At 43.3% G+C, this 13979-nt stretch carries 14 protein-coding genes; 8 read left to right on the top strand and 6 right to left on the bottom strand.

Translation table 11 applies throughout. The annotated features are described in order from the left end of the window. Positions 1-11: 11 nt before the first annotated feature. The 3 genes from H3001_RS00070 to H3001_RS00060 form a co-directional block, all read right to left on the bottom strand. Entirely contained in the window at positions 12-3080 is a 3069-nt protein-coding gene (locus tag H3001_RS00070) for a SusC/RagA family TonB-linked outer membrane protein (protein WP_394367776.1), read from the bottom strand. Positions 3081-3320: 240 nt separating this feature from the next. Further along, complete coding sequence (gene lgt, locus H3001_RS00065; protein WP_181213704.1) at positions 3321-4151, bottom strand: prolipoprotein diacylglyceryl transferase; 831 nt, start codon at positions 4149-4151, stop codon at positions 3321-3323. A 408-nt stretch (positions 4152-4559) separates the two neighbouring features. Then, positions 4560-5459 carry a diaminopimelate dehydrogenase gene (locus tag H3001_RS00060; RefSeq protein ID WP_178244826.1) on the bottom strand — a complete coding sequence of 300 codons (900 nt, stop codon included), beginning with the start codon at positions 5457-5459 and terminating at the stop codon, positions 4560-4562. Between the two features lie 169 nt (positions 5460-5628). Between H3001_RS00060 and ruvA the strand changes: the two genes are divergently transcribed. Next, on the top strand, positions 5629-6234 hold the full coding sequence (ruvA, locus tag H3001_RS00055; protein WP_181213703.1) for a Holliday junction branch migration protein RuvA: 606 nt from the start codon (positions 5629-5631) through the stop codon (positions 6232-6234). Between the two features lie 172 nt (positions 6235-6406). Here ruvA and trpS read toward each other — a convergent pair whose 3' ends face one another. After that, positions 6407-7504, bottom strand: a complete 1098-nt coding sequence (gene trpS, locus H3001_RS00050; protein WP_178244829.1) for a tryptophan--tRNA ligase — start codon at positions 7502-7504, stop codon at positions 6407-6409. Between the two features lie 374 nt (positions 7505-7878). Here trpS and H3001_RS00045 point away from each other — a divergent pair, with 374 nt between their 5' ends. From H3001_RS00045 to H3001_RS00015, 7 genes are all read left to right on the top strand, one after another. Then, the gene (locus tag H3001_RS00045; RefSeq protein ID WP_178244831.1) at positions 7879-8034 is read left to right on the top strand and encodes a hypothetical protein; all 156 of its coding nucleotides are present in this window, start codon (positions 7879-7881) and stop codon (positions 8032-8034) included. 52 nt (positions 8035-8086) lie between these two features. Next, positions 8087-9241: a hypothetical protein gene (locus tag H3001_RS00040; RefSeq protein ID WP_181213702.1), complete on the top strand. Its 1155-nt coding sequence runs from the start codon at positions 8087-8089 to the stop codon at positions 9239-9241. Between the two features lie 112 nt (positions 9242-9353). Then, positions 9354-10346 (top strand): DUF6175 family protein, encoded by a 993-nt coding sequence (locus tag H3001_RS00035; RefSeq protein ID WP_181213701.1) that lies wholly within the window; start codon positions 9354-9356, stop codon positions 10344-10346. Between the two features lie 45 nt (positions 10347-10391). Beyond that, positions 10392-11030, top strand: coding sequence for a hypothetical protein (locus H3001_RS00030; RefSeq protein WP_181213700.1), 639 nt, complete (start codon positions 10392-10394; stop codon positions 11028-11030). Positions 11031-11203: 173 nt separating this feature from the next. Continuing rightward, the gene (locus H3001_RS00025) at positions 11204-11854 is read left to right on the top strand and encodes a hypothetical protein (protein ID WP_181213699.1); all 651 of its coding nucleotides are present in this window, start codon (positions 11204-11206) and stop codon (positions 11852-11854) included. 113 nt (positions 11855-11967) lie between these two features. Beyond that, the gene (locus H3001_RS00020) at positions 11968-12336 is read left to right on the top strand and encodes a hypothetical protein (protein ID WP_181213698.1); all 369 of its coding nucleotides are present in this window, start codon (positions 11968-11970) and stop codon (positions 12334-12336) included. Between the two features lie 110 nt (positions 12337-12446). Then, positions 12447-12692 (top strand): hypothetical protein, encoded by a 246-nt coding sequence (locus tag H3001_RS00015; protein WP_181213697.1) that lies wholly within the window; start codon positions 12447-12449, stop codon positions 12690-12692. A 585-nt stretch (positions 12693-13277) separates the two neighbouring features. Here H3001_RS00015 and H3001_RS00010 read toward each other — a convergent pair. Both H3001_RS00010 and H3001_RS00005 read right to left on the bottom strand, forming a co-directional pair. Then, the gene (locus H3001_RS00010) at positions 13278-13625 is read right to left on the bottom strand and encodes a hypothetical protein (protein ID WP_181213696.1); all 348 of its coding nucleotides are present in this window, start codon (positions 13623-13625) and stop codon (positions 13278-13280) included. A gap of 41 nt (positions 13626-13666) precedes the next feature. Further along, on the bottom strand, positions 13667-13979 hold a 313-nt coding region (locus tag H3001_RS00005; protein WP_181213695.1), incomplete at its 5' end, for a transposase.

Raw genomic sequence — 13979 nt, 5'->3', positions numbered from 1 at the left:
CTTTTATTTTATTAGAAACCAATTTGTAAACCAAATGAAACTGAAGTTGCCAGCGGATAATTCCAGTTCGGATTTTCCGGATCAGGACAAGTAAGGCTCTTACTCTTGATTGTCATCAGGTTCTGTCCTGAAACATAGACACGTGCACTGCTCATCTTGAACTTCGACAAAAGCTTGGCAGGAACAGTATATCCAACCTGAAGGTTACGCAATTTCATATACGAACCATTTTCCACGTAATAACTGGAAGCACGGCCTTCATCAGCAGTATTGTTGGTAGTCAGTGCCGGAATGGTAGAACTTGTATTATTGGTATTCCAAGCCCCCAGCAGACGATTTCCTTTATTGGAACCAGCATCGGTAATACTCCAGAAATCAGTCTGAGCCTTCTGATTATTATATACATCCTGGTCGTATACTCCCTGCCAGAACATGCTCAAGTCAAAGTTCTTGTAATTCAATGCGATGTTCAGACCGTATGAAAAAGCCGGAACCGGATTATAGATCCAATCCTGGTCATCCGAATTAATGACCCCATTATGGTCCAGATCGGCATATTTCAGTCCACCTACACGTGCATTTGCCTGTCCCGAAGCATCCACTTCTGCCTGATTCTGGAAAAGACCTTCTACAATATATCCTACAGAAGAACCGTAAGGCATGCCCGATTCGACCAGATTTTCCTTGGAAGTGTGTGCATAAGAGCCAGTGGTAGTAGCCGGCAAATAAGTAACCTTGTTGCGGAAGAAATCCACATTGGCATTCACATCCAGTCCCAGTCCGCAAGCCAGCATCTTACGATAACCCAGACTGAATTCCATACCCCAGTTGCGTAAAGAAGGACCATTCAGCCAGGAAGCTCCTCCCTCTCCCAAAGCTCCAAGATAAGCCGGATTGATCAGCATATCATCCACATCCTTGATATAACCGTCGATGGTACCATACAGACTATTATTCAGGAAACTGAAATCAGTACCGATATTATACTGAGTGGCAGATTCCCACTTCAGATTCGGATTAGCGAGCTGGGTAGCACGGTATCCGGAAGGGAATGTACCAGAGCCCTGAAGATACAAGTCGTAAGCAGTAGAAGTGACACGGTCCAGTCCATAATCGGCCACATACAGTCCGAATTGTGCATTATTGTCAATAGCCTGGTTACCGGTCTGTCCCCATGACAATCTCATCTTCCAGTCGTCCATCCATTTTATATTCAGCAGTTTGGAAAGTCGCACACCCAGTGTAGCGGCCGGGAAAGTACCCCAACGGTTACCTTTTCCGAAACGAGAGGAACCATCCTGTCGGATTGTAAACGATGCCAGGATAAAGTCATCGTAATTGTAATCTACCTTACCGAAGAAAGAAGCCAGTCTGTATCCCACCTTGGCCCCTGTATTTTTCATCACACCGGTTGCCGCATTAGGCCACATATAATCAATGTCTTCCAGTGCATAACCTTCTGAGTAAGCCGAAAAGTCAATAGAACTCTGTTTGGACAATTCAGCTCCAGCCAGAATACTAAAATCATGCTTGCCGGCTATCGTAAAACTATAATTGGCAGTATTCGACCATGTCCAGTTGACCTCATTCTTGTTCGACAAAGTGGTTTTAGCCACATCGTTGTTCACAATGTCTGAATGATAGGTATGCGTCATCGCATTAATAAATGAATTATAAAAATCCAGTCCGAAGTTTGAGCGGAACACAAATCCCTTGAAAGGCTTGATATCCACATAGGCATTTCCGAACAAACGCCAGTAATTCAATTGATTATCCTTATTGTGATAAAGTTCACGCAGCGGATTCTGGCGGTCACTCATACCTCCCACCGGGCCCGAAAAAGTAGTACCGTCTTCTTCGTAAACAGGTACAGTAGGAGCCATTTTCAGTGCATTTTCCATCGGGGCGCAATCGACCTGACTGGTATAAGTTACCGTAAAGTTCTCACCTACAGTAAGGTACTTGTTTACATTATACGATGAATTCATACGGGCAGAAATATTCTCAAAGTCTGTATATTTCAAGATACCGCTGTTCTTCTTATATCCCAGTGAAAACATGGTAGAATGTTTATCGTTGGCGTGAGAAAGAGAAAGATCGTAGTTCTGAGAAAATCCGACTCTCGAGATTTCGTCCAGCCAGTCGGTATCGGAATACCGCATGGTTTTCTTGCTATTGATATAACCGTCATACAAACCGTTTACGGTATAGTTTACGTATTGACTGGTACTTGGATTCCATACAGTAATAGGAGTACCCGAAGCAGCATTCAGGTTCAAGCCATAATTGCTGGCATAAGATACCGGATCCAGTCCGTCATTCAAGGCAGCCTGCGCCAGTGCAGTTGCATATTCTGATGAATTACAAACCTCCATCAATGACTGTGACGTATAGAACTGTGCAGTCAGATTAGCAGAGAAATCCACCTTTACCTTGTCGGCCTTCTTACCTTTTTTAGTAGTAATGATAATCACACCGTTTGAGGCACGAGAACCGTAGATAGAAGCCGAAGCGGCATCCTTCAAGACCTGCATGCTCTCAATATCATTAGTATTCAATGAATTAAGAGACATGGTAGTAGGAACTCCATCAATTACATAAAGCGGGTCCTGTGAAGAGTTAAAAGAACCGATACCGCGGATACGTACCGTAGCAGTACCGCTCGGAGAACCGTTGCCCGTAATGGTCATACCTGCAACCTTTCCCTGCAGGGCACGCATCGGGTCTGTGTCAGAAGTCGTTTTCAAAGATTCCGTAGAGACTACGGCTACCGATCCTGTCAAATCAGCTTTACGCTGGGTAGTATATCCCGTTACCACTACTTCCTCAAGCATTTCAGAATCTTCCTCAAGCACGATATTCAGTAATGCCTTTGATTTTACGGTCTGGGATTTAAAACCTACATAAGAAATCGTAATTTCACTTCCGGATTTCACCGATAAAGTGAACCGGCCATCAAAGTCGGTAATCGTACCGTTTGTGGTACCCTTTTCCAATACTGTTGCTCCGATAATCGGTTCTCCGTCCGATTTGGAAGTAACAACTCCTTCAACCTGCAAACTTTGCGCTTGCAACACCATACACACCATTGTAAACAGGAGTGTAAGAAAGATGTTCTTTTTGTTGTTTTTCATTTACGCATTAATTAAAGTCCAACATTCATAATCTTCTCAACACTGCTTGAAAACAGCATTGCAAATGTATCATCCCACAACAAAAAGAGATATAAAAAATGTTTCATCCTCGGACAGGTATGTTGCATGTAACATTATTGTCCGAGAATGAAACATTCCTATAATGACTTCCTTCGCAAAAGGAGGTTATTCCTTATTAAATCGCTTTTTTCCACTGGCTACGATCAGATATACCCCCAGCAGAATCAGAGGAACACTCAGCCACTGGCCGATATTCAGGGTCATGTTCACCTCTTCTGCCACCTGAGGATTCTTCATGAACTCCAGTCCGAAGCGGGCACCGAAGAAAATAATCAGGGAAACACCGGTAATCAGTCCCACTCTTTTCTGCAAATGGAACTTGTGATACATGGTCCAGGATACCACCAGTGCCACCAGGCAGTAGAGCATTTCGTAAATCTGCGTAGGGTGACACGCCTGTGCTACCCCGTTCTGATTATACAGTTCCTGCCATTCACGCGAACGGATAAACTCAAATCCCCACGGCAAGGTAGTAGGGAAACCGAAAATCTCGGAATTCATCAGGTTACCGAAACGGATACACATGCAGACTACGGCCACCGCAGGTATCATCCGGTCGAACAGCCACCATACACTCTTTTTGGTAACCTTCTTGGAATACCATATCAACGCCAGGATCAAGGCGAATACCCCACCGTGGCTGGCCAGTCCACCTTTCCATATTTTCAGGATTTCTACCGGATGTGCTCCATAATAATCCCATTCATAAAACAGACAATGTCCCAGTCGGGCTCCGATTACACTACTTACAATACAGTAGATAAACAACTTGTCCGACCAGTCGTCGGGATACCCTTCTTTTTTCAGCAGACGGGATACCATTTCATAAGCCAGAATGAATCCCAGTCCCCACATCAGTCCGTACCAGCGGATTTCTATCGAACCTAAATGTACCAACACGGGATCTACATCCCAAACAATACTTGCTAATGCCATTTTCTATGTTTTTTATCGATTTGTCTTTTTATTATTGCAAAGGAATAAAAAAAAAGACTGTGCCCAAAAAGTTCAATATAAAAATATACCCGAGACATCCACTTTAACCGTAAGATACTGAAAAGAGTTACGTGATTCATTTTCTCACGGATGCATGTCTTTCTCCGAAAACACCTTTATGAGTGGAAGAAAAGATGGCGAGGAATTTTCAAGACATGGCGGGGAAAATAAAAAACATCGCCACGAAATGCGCAATGCATAAAGAAGCGTTTCGACACCTATAATTATAGAGAACCGGATACGACACGGGAGAAAAATTCCGGATAGGGCTAAAGAAAAAAATCTTCCGGAAAGCCCTGAGGCCCGCCGGAAGATTTCGGATAAAAAAATTATATCAACAGCGATTAGTTACACCAGATGAGCAATCAGTTCTTCACGGTCGCCAGCCAGCAAGTCGATTACCGGCACTTCGATCATGGTATAGCATCCCGGTTGCTGACGCATAGAAGCACGGGCTACACAAACCAGTACCTGGGCAGTAAGCGCCGGGTTGTTGATCTTCATATCGAACTCGAACAACTGGTTGTGTGTCTTTCCGGATACACCCTTGCGTACCAGGTTTACTCCATGTCCCACATCGTTCAGGTCGTCTACACACGGAACCTGGATAACGTGAGTCTCATCGTTTACAAAGTATGCATCGGCCTTGATGGCAGCCTCAACCGTCTTGAAGTCGGCACCTTCTTCCAGTTCTACATATACCATACGGCGGTGAATACCTGTACCAACCGGAATAGTCATTGACAGTGCATCCTTCACACCTGCAATGGCACGTACGGCAACCGAGTGTCCCATGCTGCGTCCCGGACCGAAGTTAGTATAAGTGATGCCTTTCGGAGCGATGGCTTCGAGCAAAGAACGTACCACTGAGTCACTTCCCGGATCCCATCCTGCAGCGATAATAGAAACCGCATTGTGTGCTTTGGCAGTCTCACCCAATGAACGGCGCAGGCTGGTAATCTGTGTGTGGATATCGAAGCTGTCAACGGTATTGATACCCAATGCCAGAATTTCCTTGGCATAAGCTTCTACGCTACGAGTCGGAGTAGCCAGAATCGCCACGTCTACATCCTGCAGTTCCTTGATATCTTTCACTACCGGATAGTCGGCCAGTTCTGCCGGCTTGTTTTCCGCACCATTACGACGGACGATACCTGCAATTTCAAAATCAGGAGCTGCTTCCAAAGCCTCCAGTGTAAACTTTCCAATGTTTCCGTAACCTACTACGGCTGCTCTAATCTTCTTCATATCTTTTAGGTTTTTATTTATTCAACTTTTACGGTTGCAAAAATACATAATTAGAATGATTACAAACAAGGAAAAAGGCCATGATTTTAATTTTATTCTGCCCCAACTTACAATTTATAACTTCCTTATGCTTATTTTTGCACCATTATTTATAATTTATCAGAAAAACATGATTGAATATATCAAAGGAGAACTTACAGAACTTACACCGGCCATGGCGGTTGTAGAATGCAGCGGCGTGGGCTACGGAATTTCCATTTCCCTGAACACCTATTCGGCCATTCAGGGAAAGAAAGAGGTCAAACTGTTCATCTACGAGGCCATACGGGAAGATGCACATATATTATATGGGTTTTCGAACAAACAGGAGCGGGAACTGTTCCTGCTGCTCATCAGTGTATCGGGTATCGGAGGAAATACGGCCCGCATGATTCTTTCGGCACTGACGCCCTCGGAACTTTGCAATGTCATCAGCAGCGGAAACGACAAACTGCTGAAAACCGTAAAGGGTATCGGACTGAAGACGGCACAGCGTATCATTGTCGACCTGAAAGACAAGATCGGCCTGATCGGAATCGAGACAGGTCCTCTGTCTGCAGGCAGCAGCACTTCTGCCGCAATTCAGTATTCGGAGGTATACGAAGAAGCCGTAGCTGCCCTGACCATGCTGGGATTTGCACAGGCACCTTCACAGAAGGTGGTATCATCCATCCTGAAAGAGGCACCGGATACCCCGGTAGAGAAAGTCATCAAGATGGCCTTGAAGGTGCTGTAACGGATTCCGTGATTTACTGCAGGAAGCCGCATCGCAGGTACAGGCAAAAAAAATCAGGAGAGAAATTCTCTCCTGATTGATACGACAGACCGTCCGGTCTGAATATTTTCTGTTCTTTTATCTCGAACTCCTTGTAGCCCCGTCCTTAAGCGGGCTATCCGAAGCCGAAACCTTATTTTTCCTGAGCAAAACGCTTTGCCTGTTCTTCAATCAGGGCAGCGTCCTCAAAATAATTGATCTTCATGGCACGGCGAACCTCATCCATGGTCTGTGCCGCAGCCTCACGGGCTACCTCACAACCCTTCTTCAGGATTTCATACACCGCAGGAATGTCTTTTTCAAACTCTTTACGGCGTTCACGGATAGGGCTCAGTTCTTCCTGCATGATGGCAGCCAGGAATTTCTTCACCTTCATGTCCCCCAGTCCCCCACGGGTATAATGACCTTTCAGTTCGTCCAGGTTAGGATATTCCGGCAAGTAGCGTTCAAAATGTTCCGGACGGCAGAAAGCATCCAGATAAGTAAACACGCAGTTGCCTTCCAGCTTACCCGGATCGCTTACCTTGATATGGGTAGGATCGGTATACATGCTCTTCACCTTCTTTTCTACCTCATCGGCTGAGTCTGACAGATAGATACAGTTGCCCAAAGACTTGCTCATCTTCGCCTTTCCATCGGTTCCCGGCAAGCGCAGGCAGGCAGCATTGTCAGGCAGCAGGATTTCCGGCTCTACCAGTGTTTCTCCATAAATATGGTTGAAACGGCGGACAATCTCACGGGTCTGCTCGATCATCGGTTCCTGGTCTTCACCCACCGGTACGGTTGTAGCCTTGAACGCCGCAATGTCGGCAGCCTGGCTGATCGGGTAAGTAAAGAAGCCCACCGGAATGCTGGTCTCAAAGTTACGCATCTGGATTTCTGTCTTCACCGTCGGGTTACGCTGCAGACGGGAAACCGTTACGAGGTCCATGAAATAAAAACTCAGCTCGCACAGTTCCGGAATCTGCGACTGTATAAATATGGTAGATTTTGTCGGATCCAGACCTACAGACAGGTAATCCAAAGCCACTTCAATTACGTTCTGACGCACCTTTTCCGGATTGTCGATGTTGTCGGTCAGCGCCTGTCCGTCTGCCTCGAACACAAAAATCTTATCATAAAGTCCCGAATTCTGCAACTCCACACGGCGGCGCAACGAACCTACATAATGTCCGATATGCAACTTACCGGTAGGGCGGTCGCCGGTCAATATAATTTTCTCTTTCTTCATCGGTAAAATAGCTGTTTAATGATTATTTGCCGCCAAAGATAATATAAAAAACTGAAATGCCGACATTTAAAGATTGCCGAATGCCATTTATTTATCATCCGCTTTTTAAATGAACCAATATGAACTTGATTACTAAAAAGGTAAATCGGATATTTGCTATCAGAATTTTATCCTGACCGGAGATGGGGTCGGACGATAATATGGAAAGCGTTTTTTGCTTTTATGCAGGGAATGCATCTGGATGCAGTAAATATAGAAAGACAAAGACAACCGCCTGATTCCTGATTAGTATCCTCTTGACATCACCCACAATACTCCAGCCCGAAACGATTAACCGCATGCAAGAATTTAAGTAAACAATAAAATAAATAGCCATGAAAATACCCGGATTATCATTTTCTCTTAAAAGAGCTGTCGGCATTACTGCCTTAAAACAAAAAGTAGCAAGAAAAACTGGAATACCCACTACCAAACAAGGACTGGAAAGAAAAGTTGGAGCAGCTGTCATCAAAGCCATATTTAAGAAATAACCGTACTCAATGACAATGATCTAATAAAGAATCGGTCCCAAAATCAACTGCAATGAAGAAACATAAGTTTATTATATTAGTAAGTTGCTTGATGGGAATCATTTCATTGGATTCCTGCAGTAACGGCAAATCTGGTGGGAAAAAATTCAATCCACAGCCAGAAGAATCAACCCTGACAGATGCAGAACGACAGGCAGCTATTGAAGCCAAGCGTGCTTCACTGGCTGTAATTGACACAGCTACAGTCATCGGGAACGGTATTAAACTTACCATCATGACTCCTAATCCTGACCCCGAGAACTTTGTATCAGCACAGATGAGCAATGAGCTGGCAATAAAGATGTTATCCGTAGCCTCCCGCAACGGAATCAGTGGAATGGGCGGAGACCCGTCATTTGTCTTTGCCGCAGGTATTACCGGAGCCGAGAAAAAACCGACAGGTACGGCACCTCAGAAAACCATGATTACATATAATGTTACCTTATATGTAGGCAACATACTTTCGGACGCAGTCTTTGGTACCACCTCCGTCAAGTTGGTCGGAGTGGGCGAGAACGAACGGCAGGCAGCAATAAATGCGGCAAGAGAACTCAATGACAACAGCAGTATCCAGCATATGTTAAGCCAGTCAGTTCAAAAAATCATTGACTATTACAATTCACATACCGACGAAATAAAGTCGCAGGTCAATGGATATCTTTCAAGGGGAAAGTACGACGAGGCCTATGCCATACTTCGCTCAGTTCCACAGGAAGCCACCGAGACATTCAAATATGCCCAGGCGCAATTGGAAAAAGTAGGTTCAAGAATGCTGGAGAAATACAGTACAGAAAATTTTGCCCGTCTTAAAGCTGCCATTGCTGCTTCTGAAGGGACCTACAATCCGGAAGCAGGAGCTTATCTGGCTATGATACCGGCCGGTTCCGCACAATATAATGAGGCTCAAAAAATATACGGAGATTATACAAAGCATTTAACTATCACCCAAGAACAGGAAAAGACTGCTGCACGTGAAATGGAAATGAAAAAAATGGAACTTGCAGCCAAAGCTTCCAAGCAGATGTCTTCATCGGAGATGCGCAGAAGAATCGCTCTGGAAGATGCACAGACCTCACCTTTCAGGATGTTATGGTACAAATTATGCTATGGCTTAGGAGATAAGGTGCCGGTAAATTATGATCCCGACGCTGAAAATACAACCGAATAACAAGGGCAAACGATTAACAGCCAGAAACCTCCTGGAGGTATCGGCATTATAATATGGGTCATTCGTGAATGACTCATATTTTATAAGAATAATTACTTAACAATATTAGATTATGAGAAGAAAAGTATTTTTTGCTGCGCTTTCGCTCTGTACCCTCACATGGGTATCCTGTGGAGGAGGCAGTAAAAGTAGCAGTAATCAACTTACGGCAGGGGCAGCTGACCACTCAGCTGCCTATATGGAAGAGGATGTGAATGCAATCGACCAAGCCTTGCCGGTAATCATGGTATTGCCAAGCGACAGGGTACTTAAAGAATATCATTCCCTGAAAGAGACCGGTAACGGGGTGGAACGTAATTACCAGACCTACTTGCTGAGCAGTTCATCCAATAAAGCCCTGACTTCAGCCGTACAGAATGAATTCAATCAATTGGGATATCCTTTAAATGATCTGGAACAAACACTGAAACAACTGGCAAACCGTTCAGCGACCGATGAAGCCGACCAGCTGGCCAAAGATGCCAAGACGCTTCTGCTAGCTACTGCCAAACCGGATATCATAGCCGAACTTGATTACAAAACAGCGCTAGACCGCAAGACATTCAAGAAGACATTGGATTATACACTCACTTTCATGGATGCTTATACCAACAAGGTCATCAGCACAAAGACAGGCTCCAGCAATGACAGTGATTTCTCTAAGTCGTTAAAAGAACAGATGCCTTCCATCTCTAACGAATTGCAAAGATACTTTTCGGATATACTTACCCGAGGACGTGAAATATCTGTACGCATCACCGTAGAGAGTTCATCCAACATTAATTTACAGGACGAAAGTATAGAAGGACAGGTATATGCCAACTGGATAGACGATTATATGGATACACATACCGTTAAGGGTACTTACCGGCTTAATACGAATACCAAATATGAACTTGCGTACACCAATGTCCGTATCGCCACACTCAATGAAGACGGGACTCAGCATTCCGCTTATCAGTGGGGACGCGACTTTGCAAAAGCCATGCGTAAAAAACTGGGGGTAAAAGTCAGCAACCTGTCACAAGGACTTGCCGACGTCCATCTGGTTATTACCGGCATGTAATCTTACACTGTGTAACTGATCTATATAACACCAACGGATACAATCATGAAGAAAACAATATTAACCATCTTTGCAATCCTCTGTGTCATTTCAATGATACAAGAATGCAGCTGTGGCGGTAAAAAGAATGACAATGCTGATCAGGGGCCTGCCACAATCAGGGAAGCAATCATTGCGAATGATTTTGAAGCATGTAACAGAATGCTTGAGGATTTGTACAACTATAAGGTTATTGGTAATGCTACTTTCGCAGGAACAAGCATGATCTACGACGAATATATTCCCCAAGCCATACAGGTGCTCAAAGCCGAAGCCTCCTATCTAATGGATATGCAGAGCCCTGATGCGGAAAGACTTTTCATGCTATGCTTTAATGATGTAAGTGGAAAACTGGGAGAATTCAGATATGGAGAAAAAAAGACAAAAGGTCCAGACTACAATAATGACCAGTATATGTCATGTGCGACTTCATTGAACGGATGCCTGATTACAATAATAAAAGAAGCCCTTATCAAAGATAATCTTTCGTTTGCGGAAAAGGTAGAAAAATTGGTATTGGTCAGCATCAAAGCAGATAAAAAAACGAACGGTACATTTGAAGAAGACGATTATACATACACATTTGACCGGTCTGCACAAAAAATGGCTAAAGAACTTATAAGGGATTATAAGAATTCACATTAAATGGAAGTATCCCAACCTGGCAGGCAAGGAAGCTGGAACAAAATAAGTATTCAAGCAAAAACATATGATAAGTTTAATTCATTGCAGCTTTTAAATGAACCAATATGAACTTGATTACTAAAAAGGTAAATCGGATATTTGCTTTTGAAATTAAAGCATCAAACATGTAGCATATGAAATCTTCTATCACAATAGACCGTGCATTCATGACAGCCAGAATCAATGCACTGGCGACAAAGAAAATATTCTGGTCGGAAGTGGATTTCCAGTTGGCCTTAGCCTGGGAAATCAAACAGACGCTTCCTGAGGCCGATATTTGTCTGGAGCGCCGGTACATGAATGATTCCGGCGAGCCGATGTACATCGATGTGTGTGTAACGTATCAAGGCAGACTGTATCCCATTGAGCTTAAATACAAAACCAAACAGGTAGAAATTCCGGATGCAGACAATCAGCTCATCAGCCTGAAAGCGCACGGTGCCTGTGACCTGGGACGATATGGTTTTCTGAAAGATATTGCACGCATCGAAAACCTGTCGAAAAAAGAAAATTTTGAAAGGGGATTTGCCATTATCCTGACCAATGACCCTCTGTATTATACAGCCAACCAGAGAAAGAGCGTTGATATTGAGTTCAAAATACATGAAGGAAAAACCGTGGGCCCCGGAACACTGGCCTGGAGGTCGGAAGCCGACTGGACCAAAGAATATCCGCCGCTTACTCTGTCGGGAACTTATACCTGTCACTGGTTTCCCTACGATTATCCGTATGACAAGTCGGGAGCTTTCAAAGTGCTTATATGTGAAATTGAACAGAAAAACTGATGCTTCAAAGGTAATGCAAGAAGGTATTACACGTCTTCTGCCCGCAGAAGTTTTACATGGAGATATGTGTTTGAGTATTTATCAGATTATCAATAACTAAAAAAAATAATATTATGGGACTTATCAACAATTTTCTAGACAGATTCAACAAAGCAGAATTTACTGTTTCTCCTAACAAGAAACTGAAGACCATTTCAAGTGAATTTAAAGAAGCATTCGGAGTTTCACTGGTATTTTACAAAGGCAACATAATTGCCGACAGTGATTTGACTCTCAATCAGTTGAATCAGAAAACCACCAAACAGGTCACTACTTCTGACGCAAGTCTGAAAATTACTGCCAACATGAAAGTAGGTGATGCTGAAAAACTGTTTGACAAGATATTTGGAGTAACCGTACAAATCAAGGACAAGAGTGCCAAGAAACTGGTTCCTAACGAAATCACAATCGGACAAGCAGCAAGAGAGGAATACAAGAAATAATATTCATCTGAAACAGTTATTAGAGCGAGATTGACTGAAAAGACTCTGACATGCCTTGAGGCAATCACGCTCTAATGACTAAATATCCAATCCATAATTCAATTTTAGCGATGAGTAAAGAATATTACAAGAAAAAACTGATAGACTTACGTGCCCAGATTGCCAAAGAAAGGGAAGCTAAGAAAAAAGACAATGCCAATTACGCAAAAAGTATTAAAATGGCCTCCCCTAATTCCAAGGTAATGTACAAAAAATTAAAAATAGACCGGGCAGCCTCCCATGACCGTAAGATTGAATCTTTGAAAAAAGAAATCGAACGGACACGTGCCTACCTCAAATCACTGTCATCCCGCTGATTGCAGTTGACTTAATTTAAAGAGACTGGGGTTCCACTAAGAAGACCTCCAAGAAAGACACATTATGACCACATTTCTTTATTTACTGGCCAACAAGGTATTCTTCTTCTTTAGCGCTTCCGTGCTTCTGGCCTACTTTGCTGTCGACAAATGCAGCTACACGTTGTCAGACGAAAACGGAGACATTAATGCAATCGGTTACACAGTTATCAGTTGTGCATGCTTGATCTCCCTTATACTGGCTATTCTAATGGGAATATTTTCTTTTAAGTATTACCATGAAAACGTATCAAGAAGCGAAAAGTTTCGTTCCAGCAACGTCTCGCTGCTGGGAGACAAAATCAAACATGCGATTACGACCACAATATTCGGTTTCCTGTCTTTCATGCTAACGATCATCAGTATCTGCATGTTTGCCTTATCGTCTTTTTAAGACTACAATCAACAAAAAAATTCATCGGATGAGAGTTCCTTTTGCCTTCACTTTCAGACCTCCCCTCCGATGAATTTCTTCTTTTACGGATATCCTCCTTAAGACACTATCCCAGGAAACGCATATCCAGGCAGATACCTGCCCAGCTTCCGTTAGCACTCGTGTACTACATATTTCAGGCGATTTCTTACCACTTCCAAGAACTTAGTGAATGCTCCCGGCTTACCGGAAACCATTACCGGCCAGTTTCTGCATATCAGGAATTTCGCATCTTGGAGCACCAGGCAATCTTCTTCGGTACGGTTACCAAAAAACTCGCATTTGCCCTTTTTCTCCATAATCTCACAATAGGTCTTGTATTCCATGAATACTGTATCCATATTCTTCTGAAAACTGAAAGCCGCCTTCAGTTCATCCAAAGTAAGACCTTCGTGCTGCGACATATAGTATTTTACGATATCATGTACCAGTTCCGCCTTTTTACTGTAAACCGTTCCCACTAGTGTCTCTTAAAAAATGTAAAACATCTCAATATGGCTCATTATGATGTAAAATCCAATTCTAGCTGACCGTCATTTTTGTAAAGGATGTCGTATTCAGCATGGCTAAATAGATCCTTGATATTGTCTTTTACAAGCATAGAACTACCAAGGATTCTCATTACTTTGTAGATGTCCCTATTGAGTTTTAATTCACTCTCAATAATGGCTACCAAACAATAAGTAATGATAGCCACATATATTTGAATTCTGACTGCATTCTCAGAGTTCCCCCAAAAGGATTTTACTCGAAGATGCTGCTTTAAAAATTTGAAGAACAGCTCCACTTTCCATCTGTTTCTATAAAGTAAAGCT

It is taken from the genome of Phocaeicola faecicola, from assembly GCF_013618865.1.
GTDB classification, from domain to species: Bacteria; Bacteroidota; Bacteroidia; order Bacteroidales; family Bacteroidaceae; genus Phocaeicola; species Phocaeicola faecicola.
Note: the sequence above shows the minus strand (reverse complement) of the source record. Positions and strands in the feature narration are given on the sequence as shown.

Excerpts from the sequence above, each read along its gene's own strand:
- H3001_RS00070 (WP_394367776.1), bottom strand. The coding sequence starts at position 3,080 with ATGGTGTTGCAAGCGCAAAGTTTGCAGGTTGAAGGAGTTGTTACTTCC.
- lgt (WP_181213704.1), bottom strand. The coding sequence starts at position 4,151 with ATGGCATTAGCAAGTATTGTTTGGGATGTAGATCCCGTGTTGGTACAT.
- H3001_RS00060 (WP_178244826.1), bottom strand. The coding sequence starts at position 5,459 with ATGAAGAAGATTAGAGCAGCCGTAGTAGGTTACGGAAACATTGGAAAG.
- ruvA (WP_181213703.1), top strand. The coding sequence starts at position 5,629 with ATGATTGAATATATCAAAGGAGAACTTACAGAACTTACACCGGCCATG.
- trpS (WP_178244829.1), bottom strand. The coding sequence starts at position 7,504 with ATGAAGAAAGAGAAAATTATATTGACCGGCGACCGCCCTACCGGTAAG.
- H3001_RS00045 (WP_178244831.1), top strand. The coding sequence starts at position 7,879 with ATGAAAATACCCGGATTATCATTTTCTCTTAAAAGAGCTGTCGGCATT.
- H3001_RS00040 (WP_181213702.1), top strand. The coding sequence starts at position 8,087 with ATGAAGAAACATAAGTTTATTATATTAGTAAGTTGCTTGATGGGAATC.
- H3001_RS00035 (WP_181213701.1), top strand. The coding sequence starts at position 9,354 with ATGAGAAGAAAAGTATTTTTTGCTGCGCTTTCGCTCTGTACCCTCACA.
- H3001_RS00030 (WP_181213700.1), top strand. The coding sequence starts at position 10,392 with ATGAAGAAAACAATATTAACCATCTTTGCAATCCTCTGTGTCATTTCA.
- H3001_RS00025 (WP_181213699.1), top strand. The coding sequence starts at position 11,204 with ATGAAATCTTCTATCACAATAGACCGTGCATTCATGACAGCCAGAATC.
- H3001_RS00020 (WP_181213698.1), top strand. The coding sequence starts at position 11,968 with ATGGGACTTATCAACAATTTTCTAGACAGATTCAACAAAGCAGAATTT.
- H3001_RS00015 (WP_181213697.1), top strand. The coding sequence starts at position 12,447 with ATGAGTAAAGAATATTACAAGAAAAAACTGATAGACTTACGTGCCCAG.